The 21,563-nt window shown below is 69.6% G+C and carries 17 protein-coding genes; 9 read left to right on the top strand and 8 right to left on the bottom strand.

Translation table 11 applies throughout. From position 1 onward, the window contains the following. Both ACT3TD_RS13420 and ACT3TD_RS13415 read left to right on the top strand, forming a co-directional pair. The coding region (locus ACT3TD_RS13420) for a DUF3068 domain-containing protein (protein WP_444638021.1) at positions 1-1,145 on the top strand (1,145 nt) is incomplete at its 5' end. 74 nt (positions 1,146-1,219) lie between these two features. Continuing rightward, the gene (locus tag ACT3TD_RS13415) at positions 1,220-2,839 is read left to right on the top strand and encodes a hypothetical protein (protein WP_444614814.1); all 1,620 of its coding nucleotides are present in this window, start codon (positions 1,220-1,222) and stop codon (positions 2,837-2,839) included. Positions 2,840-2,859: 20 nt separating this feature from the next. On the opposite strand, the gene ACT3TD_RS13410 is transcribed toward ACT3TD_RS13415, so the two are convergent. From ACT3TD_RS13410 to ACT3TD_RS13400, 3 genes are read right to left on the bottom strand one after another with little or no spacing between them, the layout of a single operon-like run. Next, a complete protein-coding gene (locus ACT3TD_RS13410; RefSeq protein ID WP_444614815.1) occupies positions 2,860-3,735 on the bottom strand; it encodes a hypothetical protein in 876 nt (291 codons plus the stop codon). Then, complete coding sequence (locus ACT3TD_RS13405; protein WP_441579627.1) at positions 3,732-4,442, bottom strand: ATP-binding cassette domain-containing protein; 711 nt, start codon at positions 4,440-4,442, stop codon at positions 3,732-3,734. Before ACT3TD_RS13405 ends, ACT3TD_RS13410 begins: the two co-directional genes overlap by 4 nt. 2 nt (positions 4,443-4,444) lie before the next feature. Beyond that, positions 4,445-4,810, bottom strand: a complete 366-nt coding sequence (locus tag ACT3TD_RS13400) for a GntR family transcriptional regulator (RefSeq protein ID WP_301443472.1) — start codon at positions 4,808-4,810, stop codon at positions 4,445-4,447. Between the two features lie 376 nt (positions 4,811-5,186). Between ACT3TD_RS13400 and ACT3TD_RS13395 the strand changes: the two genes are divergently transcribed. After that, positions 5,187-5,771, top strand: coding sequence for a manganese efflux pump MntP (locus tag ACT3TD_RS13395; protein ID WP_301443473.1), 585 nt, complete (start codon positions 5,187-5,189; stop codon positions 5,769-5,771). Positions 5,772-5,850: 79 nt separating this feature from the next. Here the strand turns inward: ACT3TD_RS13395 and ACT3TD_RS13390 are convergent, their stop codons facing one another. Beyond that, the gene (locus ACT3TD_RS13390; RefSeq protein ID WP_301443474.1) at positions 5,851-7,011 is read right to left on the bottom strand and encodes a glycosyltransferase family 4 protein; all 1,161 of its coding nucleotides are present in this window, start codon (positions 7,009-7,011) and stop codon (positions 5,851-5,853) included. 121 nt (positions 7,012-7,132) lie between these two features. Between ACT3TD_RS13390 and ACT3TD_RS13385 the strand changes: the two genes are divergently transcribed. The 5 genes from ACT3TD_RS13385 (at position 7,133) to ACT3TD_RS13365 (ending at position 14,435) form a co-directional block, all read left to right on the top strand. Further along, positions 7,133-7,933: a class I SAM-dependent methyltransferase gene (locus ACT3TD_RS13385; RefSeq protein WP_301443475.1), complete on the top strand. Its 801-nt coding sequence runs from the start codon at positions 7,133-7,135 to the stop codon at positions 7,931-7,933. A gap of 186 nt (positions 7,934-8,119) precedes the next feature. Further along, positions 8,120-9,346 carry an acetyl-CoA C-acetyltransferase gene (locus ACT3TD_RS13380; RefSeq protein ID WP_301443476.1) on the top strand — a complete coding sequence of 409 codons (1,227 nt, stop codon included), beginning with the start codon at positions 8,120-8,122 and terminating at the stop codon, positions 9,344-9,346. A 39-nt stretch (positions 9,347-9,385) separates the two neighbouring features. Continuing rightward, entirely contained in the window at positions 9,386-11,680 is a 2,295-nt protein-coding gene (locus ACT3TD_RS13375) for a 3-hydroxyacyl-CoA dehydrogenase NAD-binding domain-containing protein (protein ID WP_441579629.1), read from the top strand. A 189-nt stretch (positions 11,681-11,869) separates the two neighbouring features. Further along, positions 11,870-12,508, top strand: a complete 639-nt coding sequence (locus ACT3TD_RS13370; RefSeq protein ID WP_301443972.1) for a DedA family protein — start codon at positions 11,870-11,872, stop codon at positions 12,506-12,508. Between the two features lie 46 nt (positions 12,509-12,554). After that, positions 12,555-14,435, top strand: a complete 1,881-nt coding sequence (locus ACT3TD_RS13365; RefSeq protein WP_301443973.1) for an alkaline phosphatase family protein — start codon at positions 12,555-12,557, stop codon at positions 14,433-14,435. Here the strand turns inward: ACT3TD_RS13365 and ACT3TD_RS13360 are convergent. The 4 genes from ACT3TD_RS13360 to ACT3TD_RS13345 all read right to left on the bottom strand — a co-directional run bounded on the left by ACT3TD_RS13360 (position 14,432) and on the right by ACT3TD_RS13345 (position 19,632). Then, entirely contained in the window at positions 14,432-15,613 is a 1,182-nt protein-coding gene (locus ACT3TD_RS13360) for an oxygenase MpaB family protein (protein ID WP_441579630.1), read from the bottom strand. The genes ACT3TD_RS13365 and ACT3TD_RS13360 overlap by 4 nt on opposite strands. Before the next feature lie 29 nt (positions 15,614-15,642). Beyond that, entirely contained in the window at positions 15,643-16,914 is a 1,272-nt protein-coding gene (locus tag ACT3TD_RS13355) for an oxygenase MpaB family protein (protein ID WP_444614816.1), read from the bottom strand. A 120-nt stretch (positions 16,915-17,034) separates the two neighbouring features. Next, on the bottom strand, positions 17,035-18,144 hold the full coding sequence (locus ACT3TD_RS13350; protein WP_301443754.1) for a YihY/virulence factor BrkB family protein: 1,110 nt from the start codon (positions 18,142-18,144) through the stop codon (positions 17,035-17,037). 54 nt (positions 18,145-18,198) lie between these two features. After that, entirely contained in the window at positions 18,199-19,632 is a 1,434-nt protein-coding gene (locus tag ACT3TD_RS13345) for a YeeE/YedE thiosulfate transporter family protein (RefSeq protein ID WP_444614817.1), read from the bottom strand. A 334-nt stretch (positions 19,633-19,966) separates the two neighbouring features. Here ACT3TD_RS13345 and ACT3TD_RS13340 point away from each other — a divergent pair. Next, positions 19,967-21,563, top strand: a 1,597-nt coding sequence (locus tag ACT3TD_RS13340) for an alpha/beta hydrolase (RefSeq protein WP_444638022.1), incomplete at its 3' end; no start/stop codon positions are given.

The raw sequence follows: 21,563 nt of genomic DNA, 5'->3' as shown, positions 1-21,563 counted from the left end.
CGAAGGTCGCCCCGGGGATCCTGACCGACGCCGCCGCGCTCGCCGCCGACGAACCGGTGGCCGGCAAGGAGTCGCTGCCGGAGTGCCGGGGCGAGAACAAGGTCGTGAGCTGCTTCATCTGGCCGGAGACGGACATCCAGTCCCAGCGTTTCGTGCGCGCCCAGGATCCCACCGACGACAAGGAGGTCACCCTCGAGGCCGGTGGCACCGTGTACCAGGCGGACCTGCCGGAGCCGGACAACCTGCTGTCCGCCGAGATCGACCGCGTGACCCTGGACCGCGAGAGCGCCTACCCGGTCGACGAGCCCACCTCGTCGCTGAACATCACCGCGCCCGGGGTGGACGGCGGCAACGTCAACGAGGACGTCCCCCAGTTCACCCGCACCGGACTGCAGTTCCAGTTCCCCTTCAACACCGAGAAGAAGGCCTACCCCTACTTCGACCACCGGCTGATGGAGACCAACGACATCGACTTCGTCGACCAGGAGAAGATGGACGGCGAGACGGTCTACCGTTTCGAGCAGCAGATCGGCCCGTCGGAGATGTACCCGAACGTGGAGGCGATGCTCAAGGGCGACGGAGAGCTCAGCGCCGCGGACCAGCAGTCCCTCGGATCGCTGAAGCTGTCCTTCCCCGCCGCGAAGTGGGGCCTGACCCCCGACGAGGTCGACGGGTGGGACCCCGAGGACACCGAGAACACCGAGGGTTCAGAGGACGCTGCGGCGTCCAATGACGACGACGAGGACGCTGCTGAAGGCGAGGACGCCGACCTCGGCCCGGAGGTCGAGATGAGCCGCTACTACACCGTGGACCGCACCCTGCGCGTGCAGCCGGACACCGGTGTGATCGTGCACGGTGCCGAGGAGGTGTGGATGTACTACGCCCGCGACGACGCCGAGGCCGAGGAGATGGCCCAGCCGGAGAACCGCGAGCGTGAGCTGGCGAACCCGACCCGTACCGCCATGTACTACCCCGGCGAGTTCAACGACGAGACCCACGAGAACCAGATGAACCGCGCGAAGGACGGCCTGCGCTCGATGGACCTCATCGGCACCTACATCCCGTGGGGTGCGGGCATCATCGGCGTGATCCTGCTCGTCGTCGGGATCATCCTCGCCCGTTCGTCGGGCCGCCACCGCGGCTGACATTCCCGCCCCGGCACCACCGGGGCGACCGGGGTCGATAGGGGTCACCGGGCCCGGCCCCTAGAATCAGGACGATGACCACCCCGGCACCCACCCAGCCACCGCGTCCGGCGTCGCGCCGCGCACGGTGGCTGCTGCCGTTGTGGTGCGCGGTGCTGACGTGCGCGGTCCTCTGGCCCTTCCTGCTGACCCAGCTCAACCAGCTCAACCAGCTCGGTGCAGACGCCGCCGGCGCACCGTCGCTGGTGCTGCGCGACATGGTCGTACCCCACACCATGGTGCTGAACGACCTCGCCACCGGACGCGACGGCCTGCCGCGCGCCGTCCCCCAGGACACCGTCCTGGCCTGGTTGTCGCCGCTGATCCCCCCGCCGGTGACGGTCAGCGTGCTGATGCTCGCCGCCGGCTGGGTCGGTGCGCTGGGCGCCGCCGCCCTCGCCCGGCACGTCGGGGGCACCCGTGCGGCCGTGGCGATCGCCCCGGCGATGACCCTGTGGAGCCCCTTCGTCGCCGAGCGGCTGCTGCAGGGGCACTGGTCGGTGGTGGCCGCCGGTATGCTGCTGCCCACGGTCGCCCTCACCGCGATGCGTGGCACGCGTGGCTCACTGCCCGCCCTCGTGCTCCTCATGGCCGTGTGCGCACTCACCCCGACGGGGCTGGTGCTCGCGGCGGTGACGGCGCTGGTGGCGTCCGGCGGCCTGCGCCGCATGGCGGTGGTCGCCGGCACTGCGGTGGTGCTCGCCCTGCCGTGGGTCGTCCCGACCCTGCTCAACGCCGGGGCCTCGGCGGCACGGTCGGACGCCGCGGGTGCGGCGCTGTTCGCCGCGCGCGCCGAACCCGGGGTGGGGACGCTCGGGGCGCTGGCGGGGCTCGGCGGCATCTGGAACGCCGAGGCAGTCCCCGCCTCCCGCGAGGCCCTCGCCCCGCTGAGCACCGGCGCCGGGGTGGTCCTCGCCGTCGCCGCCTGCGTCGTCGCCGGTGTACTGGTCCGACGCCGCACGCTGCGCTGCGTCCCGCTGGTGTGCCTGGCAGGCCTCGCCGTGCTGCTGCCCGCGGTCGCGGCCACTCCCCCGGGCGTGGCGGTGCTCGGCTGGTTCGTCGAGAACCTCCCCGGTGCGGGCCTGGTGCGCGACACCCAGAAGTTCGTGGTCCTCGCCCTGCCCGGGGCGGTGGTGCTGCTGGCCTGCGGGCTGCGCCCGACTCGTCGGGGCACGTGGGCAGGCCTGGGAGTCCTGCTGCTGGTGTGGGCGGGCGTGCCCGCCCTGCCGCGCGACGTCGCCGACGTCGCCCCCGTGCAGCTGGACGCCGCCTACGCCGAGGCGTCCGACAAGGTCGCGCGCTGGCAAGAAGAGAACGGGGGGACAGCGCGGACGCTGCTGTGGCCGCCGGGCAGTTACCGCATGGTCGCGGGGCGTCCGGCGTTGGATCCGGCACTGAAGATGGTGCCCGGCGCGCCTGTCGACCCCGGGTACCTGATCGTGGACGGCCAACTCGTCGACGGGGACCCGGACACCGTGGCCACTCTCACCGAGTTGGCGTCCGGCGAGGACCGGCTCGCCGAGCGGGGCGTGGACCTGGTGCTGGTGCAGGACGGCGGGGATTCCGACGCCGCCGACGGGGCGGACGCTGTGCTGGGGCAGCACCGCGAGATCTGGGCGTCCGACGGGTGGCGGCTGTACGAGGTGACGGAGTAGCTACCTCAGCGGACCGCGGGTCACTCCAGCTCGATCTTGCGGTTCCAGGAGTAGTAGGTGCGCCACAGGCAGACCAGCATGAGGATCGCCATCGGCGGGACGAAGCCGAGCGGCATCGCGGAGTCGTAGGGACCGGAGACGCCCGGGGTGGTGTCGATCTCGTCGAGCAGGCTGTAGCTGCCCAGCGTCCAGCCCGACGCGTCGCCGCTGAGGCCCACCGGGATGGCGAAAAGTCCGATCAGGGCCACGACCTGGGCGACCATGCCCAGCAGGAAGAACACCAGCACCGGGCCGCCGGGGCCGAGGGTCTGCAGCCACCGCTCCTTGCCGACCGAGATCGAGAAGTAGTACTGCACCGGTGCGGAGAGCATGGCCAGGTAACCGGCCACGATCACCCCGATGATCAGCCAGGCCGGCACGCCGGAGTCGCCGAGGGCCGTCCAGAACTCGTCCAGCATCTCGCCGAGGCCGGTGATCTGCGGGTCACGAACGGAGAACCCGGTGTAGAGCACGCAGCCGAACAGGACAGTGACGACCAGACTGACGGTGCTCACCAGCGCCGCCCACAGCAGCTTCACCGTGAGGATCCGGCTGCCCTTCACCGGCAGCGTCTGGGTGAGGTAGGCGGTCGCGCCGTAGCTGGAACGCCAGTAGTCCACGGCCAGCACGATCTGCATCACCGGGGTGAAGACCATGACGAGCATCATGCCGACGGCCGCGGCCAGGGGTCCGAAGAGGGTCCAGTCCAGCCATGTCAGCACCGAGCAGAGCAGCACGCCGAGGGTGGCAAGGCCGGTGGTGACGCCGAGCAGCGAGCGGGTGCGCAGCCACTCGTAACGGAAGAGGGTCGAGGTGGGGGTTGTCGGGGTCGGGGTTGTCGGGGTTACAGTGCTCATCGGTACTCCTCCCGGAAGATGCCGTCCAGGCTGGTGCCGTGGTGTGCGCGCAGGTCGTCGGCACTGCCCTGGAGCAGCACATGTCCGTAGCGCATCATCACCACCGCGTCGAGCATCGGCTCGAGGTCGTGGACGAGGTGTGTGGAGATCAGCAGCAGCGAGTCCGGCGAGAGGTTCGCCATGATGCTCCTGAGGATCGAGTCGCGGGCGGAGGGGTCCACCCCGGAGATCGGTTCGTCGAGCAGGTAGACCGGAACCCGGCGCGACATGGCGATCGCGACCTGCACCTCCTCCCGCATGCCCTTCGAGAGCTGTTTGATGCGCAGTTCCTCGTCGATGCCGAAGTCGGCGATCATCGCGCGGGCCTTGTCGGTGTCGAAGTCGGCGAAGTAGTCCGACCACATCCGCAGGCAGAAGCTGACCCTGTGGGACGGGGAGAGGAAGCCGGCGTCCGGCAGGAAGGAGACCAGCGCCTTCGACTCCGGTCCGGGTGCGTGGCCGGCCACGGCGACGTCCCCGTCGTAGCCGGCGAGCACGCCGGCCAGGGTCTTGAGCAGGGTGGTCTTGCCGCAGCCGTTCTCGCCGAGCAGGCCCACGATCTGCCCCGGGTTCAGGTCCAGGTCCACGCCGGTGAGCGCGACCCGCTTGCCGTAGGTCTTGCCGAGCCCACGGGTTCGGACGAGTGGTTGGTTAATTGTGTCGTTCACGGTCACTCCTCGTGTCCTGTCCACCTCGTGGTGACGAGGTGTGTCGCTTGGTCCCGGTCCAGTCCGAGGCCGCGGACGCGTCGGACGAAGTCGTCGACGGCGCCGTCGGCGAGCGCCTGGCGCTCGTCGTCGATGCGTCCTGCGTCGTCGGTGACGAAACGTCCTGCGGTGCGCTCGGTGCGGCACAGCCCGGTGCGTTCGAGTTCGGCCAGCGAGCGCTGGACGGTGTTGGGGTTGACCCCGAGTTCGGCCGCCAGCTCGCGGACGCCGGGGAGACGTTCCCCCGGGGTCCATGCGCCGGTGACGATGCGCCGCGAGAACTCCTGGAGCAGCTGGTTCCAGATCGGGGACGAGTTGTCGAACTCCACGGCCACCTCCTCACGTGTCCCACAGGCGACACTCCATTGTCCGCCTGTATTAGGTATCTAGTACAGTGACACGGTGAAGCGTTTTTGTCAACGGTCCCCCGTGCCGGAGTTTGGGGCCACGAACTCCGGAAAACGTGCTTTCGCACTCTGTGACCTGCCGCTAAAGTCACTGCCCGACGCGCGGCGCACCGCCGGCGTCACCCTGTGTGAAGGGGAGTAGTTCCCGGTCGCCCGCGACCGGAGGTGTGTCGACACACCGGCCGTCCCGCTCGGCCCGGCGCACCACCTGTGCAGCAGCCGTTGACAGGCGAACGAGACCTTCGGCCCAGCCCCGTGCCCGAACCACCGGAACCGCCGAAGAAGAGGTCCCTCCCCCATGACAACCACCCAGCTCCTGCTCATCGCCCTGGGCGTCTCCGCCGACGCCTTCGCCGTATCCGTCGTCCAGGGCACCACCATCCGCGAACACGTGATGCGCCGCATCCTGCTGCTCTCCGTGGTCTTCGGTGTCTTCCAGGCGGTCATGCCGCTGATCGGCTGGGCGGTGGGGTCCTCGGTCGCCGGGTTCGTCGAGAGCATCGACCACTGGATCGCCTTCGCCATGCTCGCCGGCATCGGCACGAAGATGATCGTCGACACCGTCCGCGAGGGACGCGGGGACGGCAGCGGTGGTGGTGAGGGCACCGCGCCCGCCACGTCCTTCACCGTGCGCGCCGTGCTCACCCTCGGCGTCGCGACCAGCATCGACGCCCTCGCCGTGGGCATCGGCTTCGCGCTGGTGCCGATCAACATCCTGGTCGCCGTGGGCCTGATCGGGGCGACGACGTTCCTGGCGTCCCTCGCCGGCGGCTGGCTCGGCCACCACGGCGGACGCCGACTGGGACGTCCGGCGACGTTCATCGGCGGGCTCGTGCTCATCGGGATCGGCGCGTCGATCCTCGTCGAGCACCTCACCGCCTGAGAGGCCGCCTGCCTCACCCCATGTCATCTGACTCATGCCCCAGGTCGAAGAATGGCCATTTTCCGGCCTGGGGCATGACTCAGCTGACGAGTTCCCCGAGCAACTCCTCCCAGCGGGCACCCGTGCGCCCCCAGGAGAACGTCCCGGCGCGGAGCCGCGCATTCTCCCCCAGCTCGGCGAGCAGGGCGGGGTCGTCGAGCAGGTGCCCGAGGGTGTTTATCAGCCCACCTTCCGAGTCCACGAGCACGCCCGTCGCCCGCGGGCCGTCCGCGACCACACTGTCGCGCAGCCCGGCAGACGTGCTGTACCCCAGTGTGGGCACGCCGTGCAGGCCCGCCTCGATGACCGCCAGTCCCCAGCCCTCCTTGCGGCTCGGCAGGATGTGCAGAGCCGCCCGCGCCAGGATCCGGTGCTTGGCCTCCTCGGAGACGTGCCCGTGGAACACCACGAGCCCGGAGACCCCCAGGTCGTCGGCGTGACGCCGCAACTTCTCCGACCACCACCCGTCGCCGATGACGTCCAGGACGGTGTCCGGGTGGGCGGGCAGGACGGCGGCCAGGGCGTCCAACGCATGCTCGAGCTGCTTGTGCGGCACCAGCCGCGACAGGGTGACCAGGTGGATCGGTTCGTCCGGCGCGCGGCCCTGGGCGCTCCTGTCGAGGTCCCCGAGGTCCGGCGGGACGTCCACCCCGTTGCGGATCACCCGGATGCGCGCGCGGTCCACGCCCAGCTCCACGAGCTCCTCCGCGCTCGGCTCCGACACCGTCACATACGGTGACCTGCGGTGCAGCCAGGGCGAGAGTCGCGACTCGATGAACCAGCCCACCCGGGAGAGCACGGGGCCGGCGACGGGCCACTGCTCGCGGTGGCAGTGGTGGGTGAGCAGCACTGTGGGCACGTCCTTGCCCACCAGGGCGCGGGCGAGGAAGGGCACACCGTTCTGGGTGTCGACGACAATGTCCGGGCGGTCCGGGCGGTCTGAGTGGTTCGTACCCCACGGCAGCCGGGCACGCAGCATGTACCACCAGGCCCGCGGGTACACGGTGAAACTCCCACCACCGCGCAGGTAGGTCACCCCGTTGCGCCGCTCACGCGCGGCGGAGCCCGGGTAGCGGGCCGTGCGGAACGTGACCTCGTGCCCCCGGCCCACGAGATACTCGGCGACGTGCTCGAGGTAGACCTCGCTGCCACCGCCCTCGGGGTGGCGGGAGTCGCGCCAGCACAGCAACAGAACCTTCATGACCGTTCTCACGATACAGGCCGCGCGGCGCCCACCACCGTCTGCTGCGGCCCTCGGCGCCCACCTTGAGCCCTCAGGTCGCTCCGAGGCCCCGTCAGCGACCTGTACCCTCAAGGTCACGATGCCGAAGCCCCCCGATCACGCCGTACCTCCCACGCTGCGCCCGTTGCGTCGCCACGCCACGCTGCGCCGGTCCCTCGGCCTGCTCGGCGACTTCCGCTTCGAGCAGAGCGACCCGGACCGTTTCTACGGGCGCCTCGCCGAGGACACCGTCCGGCTGATCGGTGACCTGCAGGACGGCGCGACCGGAGAGTCGCTCGCCGGGTGCCGCATCCTCGACGTCGGCGGCGGGCCGGGCTACTTCGGACGCGCCTTCGCCGCGGCCGGCGTGGCGTCCGGCGACTACGTGACCTGTGAGCCGGACGTCGGGGAGATGGCAGCGGCGGGCATCCGGCTGCGGTCCTCGGTGCGTGGTTCGGGCATGGACCTGCCGTTCGCCGACGACGTCTTCGACGTCACCTACTCCTCCAACGTCGCCGAACACGTGTCCGAGCCGTGGCGCATGGCGGACGAGATGCTGCGCGTCACCCGGCCGGGCGGGCTGATGATCTTCTCCTACACCTGCTGGCTGGGGCCGTTCGGCGGCCACGAGACGGGCCTGTGGGAGCACTACGTGGGCGGGGAGTTCGCGGCCGGACGCTACGAGCGTCGCCACGGTCACCCGCCGAAGAACCGCTGGGGCGAGAGCCTGTTCGACGTGTCGTGCGCCGACGGGCTGCGCTACGCCGCGCGGGCGCAGGACGCCGAACTCCTCGCCGCGTTTCCCCGCTACCACCCGTGGTGGGCGTGGTGGATGGTGCGCGTCCCCTGGTTGCGCGAGGTGGCGGTGTCGAACCTGGTACTGGTGATGCGGCGGCGGTGAGGCCGAACCCCGTCCCCTCACGCCACCTCACGCCACCCGTAGCTTGACGATACAAAAGCGCAGGAAGACAGCACCCCCGACCTCACCGGAATGCCACGCGCAACCAGATATGACGATAGAGTGATCGGCGACACATGTTGCACACCGATGTCGTCGCACCAACAAGTGAGGCAAGTGAGGACCGTCATGACGAACACCAGCATCCCCGAGGCTTTCATCTACGAAGCCGTCCGAACCCCGCGTGGTAAAGGCAAGCCCGGTGGCAGCCTCCACACCGTGAAACCCGTTGACCTGCTCAGCGGCCTTATCACCGAGATCCTCGAGCGCAACCCGGGCCTGGACCCGGCCGCGGTGGGCGACGTCATCTCCGGCGTCGTCACCCCGGTCGGCGACCAGGGCATGGACATCGCCCGCACCGCGGCCCTCAACGCCGGCCTGCCGTACTCGGCGACGGGACTGCAGGTCAACCGCTACTGCGCCTCCGGCCTCACCGCCCTGAACCTGGGTGCGATGAAGGTCCGCTCCGGCTGGGACGACCTCGTCCTCGCCGGTGGCGTGGAGTCGATGTCGCGCGTGCCGATGGGTTCCGACGGCGGCGCGCTGGCCATGGACCCGGAGACCTCCTTCGCCAACGACTTCATCCCGCAGGGCATCTCCGCCGACCTCATCGCCACGCTCGACGGCGTCGACCGCGAGCAGCTCGACGCCTACGCCTCACGCTCCCACGAGCGCGCCGCGACGGCGTGGCAGGAAGGACGCTTCGACGGCTCCGTCGTCCCGGTCAAGGACCGCAACGGCGTGACGCTGCTGGACCGCGACGAGACGATCCGCCCCGGCACCACCCCGGAGAAGCTCGCCGGCCTGCGTCCGGCCTTCGCCGGCATCGGCGATCAGGGCGGCTTCGACGCCGTCGCGCTGACCAAGTACCCGCAGGTCGAGGCCATCAACCACGTGCACCACGGCGGCAACTCCTCGGGCATCGTCGACGGCGCCTCGCTGCTGATGATCGGTTCCGAGGCCGCCGGCCAGAAGAACGGGCTGACCCCGCGTGCCCGCGTCGTCGCCGCGGTGACCACCGGTGTGGAGCCCACGATCATGCTCACCGCCCCGGCACCGGCCGCCCGCGCCGCCCTGGAGCAGGCCGGCCTCACCGCCGACGACATCGACGTCTGGGAGATCAACGAGGCGTTCTCCTCCGTCGTCCTGCGCGCGCAGCGTGACCTGAACATCCCGGACGAGAAGCTCAACATCAACGGCGGCGCCATCGCCATGGGCCACCCGCTGGGCGCCACCGGTGCGATGATCACCGGCACCGCCGTCGACGAGCTGCACCGCACGGGCGGACGCTACGCCCTGATCACCCTCTGCGTCGCCGCAGGCATGGGTGTGGCCACCATCATCGAACGCGTCTAGACCACCGCCGAACACCGAACTTCTGTAGGAGAACAACTCATGAGCGACAACATCATCGCCTGGGAGACCGACGGCAACGGCGTGGTCACCCTCACCATCGACGACCCCAACTCCCCCGTCAACACCATGAACACCGCCTTCGAGGCCTCCCTGACGGAGACCGCGGAGAAGCTGCGCGCCGGTGTCGAGGCCGGCGAGGTCACCGGTGTGGTCGTCACCAGCGCGAAGAAGACCTTCTTCGCCGGCGGCGACATCAAGTCCATGATCACCGCCACCCCGGCCGACGCGGAGGCGCTCACCACCTCCATCGACCGGATGAAGGCCGACATGCGCAGCATCGAGACCCTCGGGGTCCCGGTCGTCGCCGCGCTCAACGGCACCGCCCTCGGCGGCGGCCTGGAGATCGCCCTGGCCACCCACCACCGCATCGCCGCGGACACCAGGGGCGCCAAGTTCGGCCTGCCCGAGGTCACCCTCGGCCTGCTGCCCGGTGGCGGCGGCGTGGCACGCGTGACCCGCATGCTCGGCATCCAGGACGCACTGATGAAGGTGCTGACCACCGGACGCCAGTTCAACGCCGACGCCGCCAAGGACGCCGGCCTCATCGACGAGGTCGTCGCCGCCGACGGACTCATCGACGCCGCGAAGGCGTGGATCGCCTCCAAGCCCGAGGCGTCCCAGCCCTGGGACCGCAAGGGCTACCGCATGCCCGGCGGCACCCCGACCACCCCGGCGCTGGCCGCGATGCTGCCCAGCTTCCCCGCCAACGTCACCAAGCAGATCAAGGGCGCGCCGATGCCCGCCCCGCAGGCGATCCTCTCCGCCGCGGTCGAGGGTGCCCAGCTCAAGCGCTTCGAGGACGCCACGGCCGTGGAGACCCGCTGGTTCGTCTCCCTGGTCACCGGCCCCACCTCGAAGAACATGATGCAGGCCTTCTTCTTCGACCTCAACCACTGCAACGGCGGCGGCTCGCGCCCCCTGCAGGCCGACGGCACCCCGTACCCCAAGACCGAGTTCCGCAAGGTCGGCGTCATCGGCGCCGGCATGATGGGTGCCGGCATCGCCTACGTGGCGGCGAAGGCCGGCATCGAGGTCGTCCTCAAGGACATCTCCGAGGAGAACGCGCAGAAGGGCAAGGCCTACTCCGAGGGCCTGGAGGCCAAGGCCCTCAAGCGTGGCAAGACCACCGAGGAGAAGTCCGCCGCCCTGCTCGGCCGCATCACCCCCACCGCCGACTACGCCGACCTGTCGGACGTGGACCTGGTCATCGAGGCCGTCTTCGAGAACACCGAGCTCAAGCACAAGGTCTTCGCCGAGATCGAGGCCGCCGTGCCGTCCACCGCCGTGCTGGGCTCCAACACCTCGACCCTGCCGATCACCGGCCTGGCCGAGGGCGTGGACCGCCCGAACGACTTCATCGGCCTGCACTTCTTCTCCCCCGTGGACAAGATGCCGCTCATCGAGATCATCTCCGGCGAGAAGACCGACCCGGCCATCCTGGCCAAGGCCCTGGACTTCTCCCGCCAGATCCGCAAGACCCCGATCGTGGTCAACGACTCCCGCGGCTTCTTCACCTCCCGCGTGATCGGCACCGTGCTCAACGAGGCGATGCGCATGCTCGTCGAGGGCGTGGACCCGGCCGTCATCGAGGCCGCCGGACGCCAGGCCGGCTACCCCGCCCCGCAGCTGCAGCTGCAGGACGAGCTGAACCTGAAGCTTGCCCGCAAGATCGGTGCGGAGACCACCGCCGCCGCCGAGGCCGCCGGCGTCACCGTCGACGACGGCGGGGTCAACGCCCTGGTGGACGCCATGCTCGACGAGTTCGAGCGCCCCGGCAAGCTCGAGGGCAAGGGCTTCTACGAGTACGACGAGAACGGCCGCCGCACCGGCCTGTGGGCCGGGCTGCGCGGCGAGCTCCGCGAGAAGCTCGGTGTGACGCCGGTGGACGTTCCGGACGGCGAGGCGGCCACCGCCGGTGCCGACCTGAACTCCACCGCAACGTCCGGCACCTCCGGCGTCCCCACGCTCAACGACCTCATCGAGCGCATGCTGTTCATCGAGGCCCTGGAGACCCAGCGCTGCGTGGACGAGAACGTGCTGACCTCGGACGCGGACGCCAACATCGGCTCCATCCTGGGCATCGGCTACCCGGCCTGGACGGGCGGTTCCCGCCAGTTCATCACCAACTACGCCCGCCCGGCGGCCGCCGCACTGCCGTCCGACGCCGGCAAGGACTACCCCACCAGCGGTGTGGCCGGCTTCGTCGCCCGCGCCGAGGAGCTCGCCGCCGCCTACGGTGAGCGCTTCGCTCCGGTGGCGTCGCTGAAGGGCTAGTTTTCGCGAGGGCAGCAGGAACCGCAGGAACAGTGACGACGGTTTCCGTCCGGCATTCCGGTCGAAGTGAACACTTCGCAGTGGATGCCCGACGGAAACCGTCGTTCTGCAATCCGACGACACGTCCCGGGAAAGCGGCTATATTGACGGTCAACCGGTTTCACCCCCACCCGTCCGGAAGGCCACTGCGTGTTTGATTCTGTCGTCGACTGGGCGGTGTCCCTGATGGACACGCTCGGCGCCGTCGGCGTGGGCCTGGCGATCCTGCTGGAGACCGTGTTCCCACCGGTGCCCAGCGAGTTCGTGCTGCCGCTGGCCGGGTTCACCTCCACCATCGGCGAGCTCAACGTGTGGGCGGTGTTCCTCGCCGCCACGGCCGGGTCGATGATCGGCGCGTGGCTGCTGTACTGGCTGGGCGCGGTGGTCGGGGCGGAGCGGCTGCGCGCCGTCGCCGACCGCATGTGGCTCACCGAAGGCGAGGACGTGGACAAGGCGCTGCACTGGTTCGACCGGTTCGGCGAGGCGACGATCCTGTTCGGACGCGTCGTGCCGGGGGTGCGCAGCCTCGTGTCCATCCCGGCCGGCGTGCACCGCACCCCGCTGGTGAAGTTCTCCGTGCTGACCCTGCTGGGCTCGAGCGTGTGGAACGGGGTGCTGATCTGGCTGGGAGTTGCCCTGGGGGACAACTGGACGGTCGTCTCCGACACCATCGACCGCTACTCCGGCTGGGTGTACGCGGCGGTCGCGGTCGCCGTGGTGGCGGTGCTGGCGTTGCTCGTGGTGCGCGACCGCCGCCGTAAGGCGCAGGCGTTCAACAACGGTTCATGACCGGGACACCGCCGCGACAGAACGCTCCCCTAGGTTCTGCGGGGTCATGGATAACCAGAACCCGAGAACCCACCCGACCACGAGCCGACGCACCTTCCTGAAGGGGGCGTTCGCCGCAGGTGCCGCGGCGGCGGCCGGCAGTCTGCTGCCTCCGTCGCTGCTCACCCAGCTCGCCACCGCCGCACCCGCCGGCTCCCTCGACGACGTCGAGCACGTCATCTTCCTCATGCAGGAGAACCGCGCCTTCGACCACTACTTCGGGACGCTGCGCGGCGTCCAGGGCTTCGACGACCCGTCCGTCCTGCGCCGCCGCGACGGCGGCACCGTCTTCCGGCAGGACGGCGTCCTGCCGTTCCCCATCCGCGGCTCCGCCGGACGCCAGTCGATGGACGCCGAGAACGTCGACGCCCTCAACCACGAGTGGGAGGGCGGCACCGCCGCGCTCGACGGCGGCTGGTGCGACAACTGGGTCGAGGCGAAGACCGCCTCGACGATGGCCTACTACGACCGCGACGACCTGCCCTTCCAGTACGAGCTCGCCGACACCTTCACCATCTGCGACCAGTACTTCTGCTCGGTGCCGACGAGCACCTCCCCCAACCGCAACTACTTCTTCTCCGGCTACACCGGTCACGAGCCCGACTCCCCCGACGAGCGGGCCGTCGACAACCGCGCCTACGAGGCGACGCACCCCGGCTACGGGTGGCGTTGCCTCGCCGAGACCCTGCAGGACGCCGGCATCGACTGGCAGGTCTACCAGGAGTGGGACAACTTCACCGACAACAACCTGGAGTACTTCGACTACACGCGCGACATCGCCCGGAAGGTGTTCCCGGGCCCCTTCGGCACCGGCGAGACCTACTACACCGCACTGCAGAAGGCGCGGGAGACGGGTGCGCACGCCGTGGAGTCCGCGTTGACGTCGCGGCTGGAACGCACGCTCGCCGGCCTCGACGACGCCGAACGCACCGTCTTCGACCGGGCGCTGTACCGCTCGGAGCCGGGGACCACGACGCAGCGTCTCGCCGCGGACATCAGCGCCGGGACGCTGCCGGCGGTGTCGTGGGTGGTGCCGCCCAGCACGGAGTCCGAGCACCCCTCGGCGTCCTCCCCGCGGGCCTCGGCGAACCTGATCTACCGGATCCTGGAGGCCCTGGGCGACAACCCGGACGTGTGGCGCAGGACCGCGCTGATCATCACCTTCGACGAGAACGACGGCTACTTCGACCACGTGCCGCCGCCGCGTCCGCCGGAGTCCGAGCAGGACGAGTGGTACCAAGGCACGGCGCTGGGTTTCGGCAACCGGGTGCCCACCCTGGTCGTGTCCCCGTGGACGGTGGGCGGGTTCCGGTGTTCGGAGGTCTTCGACCACACCTCGGCCGCGCAGTTCCTGGAAGCGTGGAAGGGCATCGAGGTGCCGCTGGTATCGGACTGGCGACGACGCATCAGCGGCGACCTGACCAGCGCCTTCGACTTCCGCCAGCCCAGGACGTTCACCCCGGTGGCCCGCCCTGCGCCGACCGGCGGGCTGGAGCCGCGGTGGCTGCCGGAACCCCCGGCGACGCCGTCGATGCCCACCCAGGAACCGGGGCAGCGCCCGCGGCGTCCGCTGCCGTACAGGGTGTCGGTGACGGCCACCCCGCGGCCCGGACGCTCGGCGGTGGAGCTGACGTTGCGCAACAGCGGTACGGCGACGGCGAACCTGCTGGTCTTCCCGTTCCACGGGCAGGACGCGTCGGTCACCGGTCACGACGTGTCGGGGTCCGTCACCGTCGACGTCCCCGTCAGCAGGGACGCTGACGGGGACGGACGGTACGACATCGTGGTCACCGGCCCGGCCGGGTTCCACTTCACCGCCCGCGGCACGCTGGACGCGACACCGACGGGAGGGTCCGGCGGCACGGGGAGTTCGGCGTCCGGCTCCTAGCCGACCTTGAACTCCTCGGAGTTGATCGCCTTCGCGGCGGTCTCCTCCTTCTCGGCGTTCTTGAACTCGAGGATGGTGTCCTCGTGGTTGTGGCTGTATGCTTTCTGCCCCTTGCCCTCGGCGCGGCGCTTGAGCAGCTCCTCGCGCTGCTCCAGCGGGGTCTTCGGGTTACCGAACATGCGCCGGGCGACCTCGGGGGTGTAGACCCTCGGGGTCTCGGCGGGGACGCCGAGGATCGCCGGGGCGATGTAGCGCTCGGCGCGCGGGCAGATCCGCTTCACGATGGCCATGAGCAGGCTGGGGAACTTGTTCGCCACCGTGAGGATCGGCTTCCACAGGGCGAACATCGCCGCGTCCATCGCCTTGGACTGCTTCAGGCCCGCCATGCCGCGCATCCAGTGCGGGTAGGTGGCGATCACGCTGCGGCGGAAGAAGGGACGGCCGATGACGCGCAGCGGCTTGGGCAGATCCACGAAGGCGTTCTCGAAGGCGTCGAGGATCTCGCTGATGTTGTGCACCGCCGCCTCGGAGGCCGAGAGCTTCTCGCGCCAGCTGTCGAGGTAGGCCTGCACCTCACCACGGGTGCGCGGCACGTCGTCCATGTCGATGGGCTGGAACTGTGCGGCGATCGCCATCTGCGACCAGTACTCGTTCTCCTCGTCGCGGGAGAGCTTGCCGGGGCCCATCTTCTCGTAGGTGTAGAGGATGGAGTGCCACGCGGTCACCAGGATCCACAGCTGCGAGGACGGCTTGTTCGCCTCGTAGTCGTTGCCGGTCACCGGGTTGACCCCGTAGGAGCGGTCGTGGACCTTCATGAGGATGTCGGACATCCTGGTCACGGTCTGTGCGTCGGCGAAGGTCACCGCCGCGAAGTACTCCATGGTGCGGTCGTAGCGCACGGGCATGCGCTTGATGACCTGGCCGGAGGCGTCGACGGCTGCGACGAGGTCCGGGTCGAGGTGCTCGATGGTCACCGCGCGGAAGAAGCCGTGCAGTGCGGACGTCGGGAAGGTCCAGACCTTCCAGGTCACCGAACCGGGGCCGAAGAAGCCCTCGTCGGCGCGGGTGAGGACGTCACCCTTGCCACCTCGGCGGAAGATCCTGCCTCGGGTTCCGTTGTCGGTGTCCGTGCTGGTGTCCGTGGTTCCGGTGTCATCACCGGTGTAGGGGCAAGACATGACGTCCTCCTTCGTGGCCGTGGTGGCTGTCAGCCGACCTTGTAGCCGTCTGCGTTGATGGTTTCCTCGGCGGTCTCGACCGACTCGGCGTTCTTGAACTCGAGGATCGTGTCCTCGTGGTTGTGGTCGTAGGCCTTCTGGCCCTTGCCCTCTCCGCGCTTGCGCAGCAGCTCCTCGCGCTGCTCCAGCGGGGTAAGCGGGTTGCCGAACATCCGGCGGGCGACCTCGGGGGTGTAGACCCTGGGCGAATCCGCCGGGGTCTCGAACAGGATCGGCTCGTAGAAGCGGGTCGCCCGGGGGCAGGTCCGCTTGACCATCCACATCATCAGACGCGGCTGGACCTGCATCGCCTTGTAGATCGGCTTCCAGAGGGCGATGGAGAGTTCGTCCATGATCCGCGAGGACTGGTTGAGCCCCATCATCTTGCGCATCCAGCGCGGGTAGGTGGCGATCACGCTGCGGCGCAGCAGGGGGCGGCCGAGCTTCTGCAGCCACTTCGGCAGGTCCGGGTCGATCGTCTCGAACCCGTCGAGGATGTGGCTGATGTTGAACACGGCAGCCTCGGAGGCCGAGAGCTTCTCGCGCCAGCCGTCGAGGTAGGCCTGCACCTCACCACGGGTACGGGGCAGATCCTCCAGGTTGATCGGCTGGAACTGCGCCGAGATCGCCATCTGCGCCCAGTACTCGTTCTCCTCGTCACGGGAGAGCTTGCCGGGGCCGAACTTCTCGTAGACGTAGAGGATGGAGTGCCAGGCGGTGACGTGGATCCACAGCTGGGAGGACGGACGGTTCGCCTCGTAGTTGTTCCCGGTCACCGGGTTGACGCCGTAGGAGCGGTCGTGGACCTTCATGAGGATGTCGGACATCCGCGTCACGGTCTGCGCGTCGGCGGCGAGGACGGCCGCGAAGTACTCCATGGTGCGGTCGTAACGGATGGGCGTGCGCTTGATGACCTGGCCGGACTCGTCGACGGCGGCGACGAGGTCGGGGTCCAGGTGCTCGATGGTGACCGCGCGTGCGAAGCCGTGCAGGGCCGAGCCCGGGAAACCCCAGACCTTCCAGGCGACCGAACCGGGGCCGAAGAAGCCCTCGTCGGCGCGGTTGAGCTTGTCGTTCTTCCCGCCACGCTCCCCGCGACCTGCGGACTTCTTGGCGGAGGACTTCTTGGCGGCCCCCTCCTCCGGCGCCTCGCTGGCCGAGTTGCTGGCAGAGTGATCGGTTGCTGCCGCGTCGTCAGTCGCGGTCTCCAGCAGGTCAGTGTCGCCGCCGGTGTAGGGGCAAGACATGGTGTCCTCCGTCATGTAGTCGTGTATCTGTAGCGCTCGTCACAGAATGATAGCCGAACGGAAATCTTTATGGAAGCGAATTCGGCAAAGAATTGTGTCGGACATCACTCAGGGACCCCGATCCCTGACCCCCACCTACCGGTCGAGCGCGTGACTCCCCGCAACGCCGCTGGTCCGGCCGCCGTCCCCGTCGCCGTCACTGTCCCCGTCCCCGTCGCCGTCCCGCTCGGCGACCTCCTGGTCGACGTGCTCGGCCACCTCGGCCGCCTCACGCACCGTCCGGGCGCGTTCCACGTCGCGGGCGAACTTGTCCTCCGCCTTCTCGATGGCCACGGTGTCGCGCGCCTCGAGCTGCAGGTTCTCCTCCGCCGGCAGCCCCGCCTTGAGCTGGCGCACCCGCTCGACCTCGCTGTCGACCACCGCGCCGAACAGCAGCACGATGTTCACGATGAACAGCCACAGCATCAGGATCACCACGCCGGCGAGCGTGCCGTAGGTGGCGTTGTAGTTGCTGAAGTTCACCACGTAGAAGAAGAACGCCAGGGACGCCAGGATCGCCCCGCCGATCGCCAGGACCGCACCGGTGCTGATCCAACGCATCCCACGCACCCGGATGTTCGGCGTGGTGCGGTAGAGCAAACCGACCAGCAGGATCACCACCGCGGCGATCACGAACCAGCGGGCCACCCCCCAGATCCGCAGCGCCGTCTCCTCCAGCCCCACAGCCGAGCCGAGCAGTTCGGCGAACGGCCCGGACAGACCGAAGGCCACCACCCCCAGCGCCACGAGCAGCAGCAGGAACGCGGTGAGCAGGTACATCTGCACGTTGTACTTGACCACACCGCGCCCCTCCGACGCCTCGTAGATGCTGTTCATCGCCCGGCCGAACGTCTTCACGTAGCCGGACGCCGTCCACAGCGTGGTCAGCAGACCGATGACCAGGCCCAGCCCGGCGGACGGGGTGGTCAGGATCGTCTGCAGCACCGGCTCCACCGCGCCCCACGTGGACTCCGGCACGATCGCCTGCGCCTCGTCGAGCATGGAGACCACCGTCTCCTCGCTCTGGCCGAACAGGCCCAGGATCGACACCAGGGCGATCAGCGCGGGGAACAGGGCGAGCAGCGTGCGGAAGGTCAGGCTGCCGGCGAGGTCGATGCAGCCGCAGGCGATGAAGCGCCGGAAGGACCGGCCGGGGATGTACCGCCAGGCCGGTGGGGAGGAGTGTGCTGAAGCGTCAATGGCCACAGGCTATCGAAATATCATTCACAGCGGGTAACCAGGGCAGTCCGCCGCACGCGGCTACTCCCCCTTCTTCACCGCGATGACCCAGCCGGCGTCCCTCGCGGTCTCGAACTGCGTGACCTCGTGGCCGTCCGTCGCCGCCCACCGCGGCAATGCGTCGGTCGCCTGGGTGCAGTCGAACTCGATGACGAGCTCCTCGCCCACCCCGATCCGCTTGATCGCGTCCTTCGCCTCGATCAGCGGGAAGGGGCACACCGCACCGAGGGTGTCCATCCTCCACCGCCCGTCGCCGAGGTCGGTGAGCCCACCGCCGTCGGACGCCGCGACGACGCCGAGCGCCGAGGCGTCCAGCGCCGGCGCGGTGAGGACGCCTCCCGCCGGGACGCCGGACGCAACGGACGGTGCCGACGGCACCGCCGCCGAGCCGTCCTGCGCTGTCGGTGCGTCCTGCACGTCTTGCGGGTTGTAGGGCTGGTCCGGCTTCAGCCAGATCTTCGCCGCCAGCCCCACGCCGAGCGCGATCGCGACGATGCCGACCCACCCCTGGTAACTGAACAGCGAGGTCTGCACCATGCCGTTGCCCACCGTGCAGCCGCCGGCCCAGACGGCGCCGACGCCCATCATCGTGCCGCCGGCGACCGAGCGCACCGCCTGGCGTGCGTCCGGGACGCGCACGCGGAACTCGCCCGACGCCTTCGCCGCGATGAACGACCCCACCAGGATGCCCAGGACCAGCAGCACACCCCAGTTCCAGTTCTCCGGGTTCGCCGTGGTGATCCAGGACGCCAGGTCACCCGAGGGTGTGGTGATGCCCAGGCCGGAGTTCCGGCCCGTGGCGGCCGAGAGCGGCCAGGCGACGACACCGATCACGCCGATGACCGCGGCGGTGACGTAGAAGTGCCACGGCTTCTCCGTGAGCAGGTGGGCCAGAACCGTCTTCTTCGGCGGCAGCGTCGCCACGGTCGGCAACGCCCGGTCACGCGCCACGTACCGGCGCACCATCAGGGCGGTGACCACCACGATGACCAGCACGAAGACCCACGGGGACAGGCCCACGGACTCCGGGATCGTGGTGGCGCCGACGGTGACGTCGCCCAGGAAGTCGTTCAGGCCACTGAGCGGGCCGTAGTTCATCGCCGCCGACGACAGGGCGTACATCGCCAGGGCGATCCAGGACCCCACGAGCCCCTCGCCCGAGCGGTACCAGGTACCCGAGGCGCACCCGCCGGCCAGCACGATGCCCAGGCCGAAGACGAGACCGCCGACGATCACGGCGAACGGGGCGAAGTCGCTGACCACCGGGTCGATGACGCCGAGGCTCGACAGTGCGGTCAGGCCGACCGCGTGCACGGCGATGACGACGAGCAGCGCGGTGACCCCGCGCCAGGTGCGTTGGGTGAAGATGTCGCGCAGGAAGCCGGTGACGCAGAACCGGCCGCGTTGCATGACGAAGCCGAGGACGGCGCCGACGGCGAGTCCGGTGATGAGCATGGGGTCCTCCCGAGGGATCCGCGAGCGATCTGGAATGAACAGATCTGTCTATGAGCGACTGTGGACCCTACACCGCCGTGCCGCGATCCGACAAGGGTCGGAGCTGGGTCGGGCCCGGCTCGGGCCTGGGGCCAGGCAACCCCGCGTCGCGTGCCAGATTCAGTGATCCGCTGCCACGAAAAGGGCGAATCTTGTACGCGAGCGTGGCGACCCCGCGATTCGGGGGGAGGCCGAGGGGAGGGATCCCCCGTTTCTCGCCTGGCCGCATCAGGTAGGTTCTCCAGAAGAACCTCTTCTCGACGTTTCAGGAGAATCAGTGCCACCGCGTGTCCGCATGTCCGCCCCCGCCCTGTTGGCCGGTGCCGCCGTCGCCGCCTCGACCGTCTTCGCGCTGCCGACCGCCGCCGCAGACCCAGACGCCGCCGCAGTCCCGCAACCCCAGGCGTCCAACGACGTCACCTGGGAGAACTGCCCGGAGCAGGTCACCGTCGACACCGCCGAGTGCGGTCGTCTCGACGTGCCGATGTACCACTCCGATCCCGACGGTGAGCAGATCTCCGTCGGCTTCGTCCGGGTGCCGGCGTCCGACCCGGAGTCCCGACGCGGGACATTGTTCGGCAACCCCGGCGGCCCTAGCGGCGACGGGTACTCCTTCTTCGGCTACGACCAGGAGGGCGGTCTCTCCTGGCCCGAGGAGATGAGGGAGGAATGGGACCTCGTCGCGGTGCAACCCCGTGGACTGGAAGGCTCCACCCCGGTGGACTGCCTGCATGAACCGTCCGGCTACGACGCCGTCCGGGCGCAGCTGGAGCCGGGCGGCTACGTCAAGGCCGCCTGCGAGACAGGCACACCCGGCTACACCGACGCGCTCACCACCAAAGAAACGGCCGGCGACTGGGAGGACGTGCGCGCCGCCCTCGGCGAGGAGAAGATCTCGCTGCTGGGCCTGAGCTACGGCACGCAGCTGGCGTCGACCTACGCCACGATGTTCCCGCAGCGCACCGACCGCACCGTACTGGATTCCGGCTACGACGTGCAGCGCGCCTGGGCCGGTGTGCTCGACGACCAGACCGGCGGGTACACCGACGGTCTGCACGACTTCCTGACCTGGGCGGCGCGGAACAACGACACCTACGGGCTCGGAGAGACCCCGTTGGAGGTCTACCGGTCCTGGTCACGGGTGGTCGTGGAGGAGTCCGGCACGAATCCCACGGTGGTGCCGCCGCCCGCGCAGGTAGGCGACCTCCCGCCCGGCCTGCAGTGGGGTGGCCAGCCCGCCGCCGACCTGCTCACCGCTGTCGGGGAACCGCAGGCCCGCCTGGAGAACCTCTTCCGCATGGTCGCCGCGCCCGGCGCCGTCCAGAGTTCCTCGATGACCTTGGCGATGACCCGCGCGCTCGTTCCGTCGCCGAACAACTGGGGCACGCTGGCGGGCCTCGTCGCCGGCACGGAAACCCCGCCGTCCGTCGAGGAGCTGGCGGCACAGAACCAGGACCCGTCCACGACTGTGCCGATCTACATGCAGTCGATGGTCATCTGCAACGAGAACCAGGTCGCACCCGACTACTCACGTATCCCCGAGGCGGTGTGGAACGGCTACGTGGTGCAGGACGCCTTCTCCGCGCCCGGCGACCTCGCCGCGGCGGGGATCAGCTGCAACGGCATCGAGCCGGACGCTCCGTTCGTCGACATCGACGGCGGCGCGCTGCAGACCGCGCCGCTGCAGGTCCAGGGCACCGGTGACCCGCAGACGCTCTACCGCACGCACCGCCCGATGGCGGAGGCGATGAACAGCCACGTCATCACCGTGGACGGCCCGGGGCACGGCCAGGTCGGCTTCGGCAACGACGTGGTGGACGACGCCGTCGTGGAGTACCTGCGCACCGGCAGCACCGACGTGACGTCCGCCCCGTCACGTCCGGTGGGTACCG

Source organism: Corynebacterium sp. AOP36-E1-14, from assembly GCF_052377495.1.
In the GTDB taxonomy this organism is placed as follows: domain Bacteria; phylum Actinomycetota; class Actinomycetes; order Mycobacteriales; family Mycobacteriaceae; genus Corynebacterium.
The sequence above is the reverse complement of the archived record's forward strand: the minus strand, read 5'-3'. Positions and strand labels throughout refer to the sequence as shown.

Bases quoted from the DNA above. Each gene is read 5' to 3' on its own strand.
- ACT3TD_RS13395 (WP_301443473.1), top strand. From the start codon at position 5,187: ATGACAACCACCCAGCTCCTGCTCATCGCCCTGGGCGTCTCCGCCGAC.
- ACT3TD_RS13390 (WP_301443474.1), bottom strand. From the start codon at position 7,011: ATGAAGGTTCTGTTGCTGTGCTGGCGCGACTCCCGCCACCCCGAGGGC.
- ACT3TD_RS13380 (WP_301443476.1), top strand. From the start codon at position 8,120: ATGACGAACACCAGCATCCCCGAGGCTTTCATCTACGAAGCCGTCCGA.
- ACT3TD_RS13360 (WP_441579630.1), bottom strand. From the start codon at position 15,613: ATGTCTTGCCCCTACACCGGTGATGACACCGGAACCACGGACACCAGC.
- ACT3TD_RS13365 (WP_301443973.1), top strand. From the start codon at position 12,555: ATGGATAACCAGAACCCGAGAACCCACCCGACCACGAGCCGACGCACC.
- ACT3TD_RS13415 (WP_444614814.1), top strand. From the start codon at position 1,220: ATGACCACCCCGGCACCCACCCAGCCACCGCGTCCGGCGTCGCGCCGC.
- ACT3TD_RS13345 (WP_444614817.1), bottom strand. From the start codon at position 19,632: ATGCTCATCACCGGACTCGCCGTCGGCGCCGTCCTCGGCTTCGTCATG.
- ACT3TD_RS13355 (WP_444614816.1), bottom strand. From the start codon at position 16,914: ATGACGGAGGACACCATGTCTTGCCCCTACACCGGCGGCGACACTGAC.
- ACT3TD_RS13375 (WP_441579629.1), top strand. From the start codon at position 9,386: ATGAGCGACAACATCATCGCCTGGGAGACCGACGGCAACGGCGTGGTC.
- ACT3TD_RS13385 (WP_301443475.1), top strand. From the start codon at position 7,133: ATGCCGAAGCCCCCCGATCACGCCGTACCTCCCACGCTGCGCCCGTTG.
- ACT3TD_RS13410 (WP_444614815.1), bottom strand. From the start codon at position 3,735: ATGAGCACTGTAACCCCGACAACCCCGACCCCGACAACCCCCACCTCG.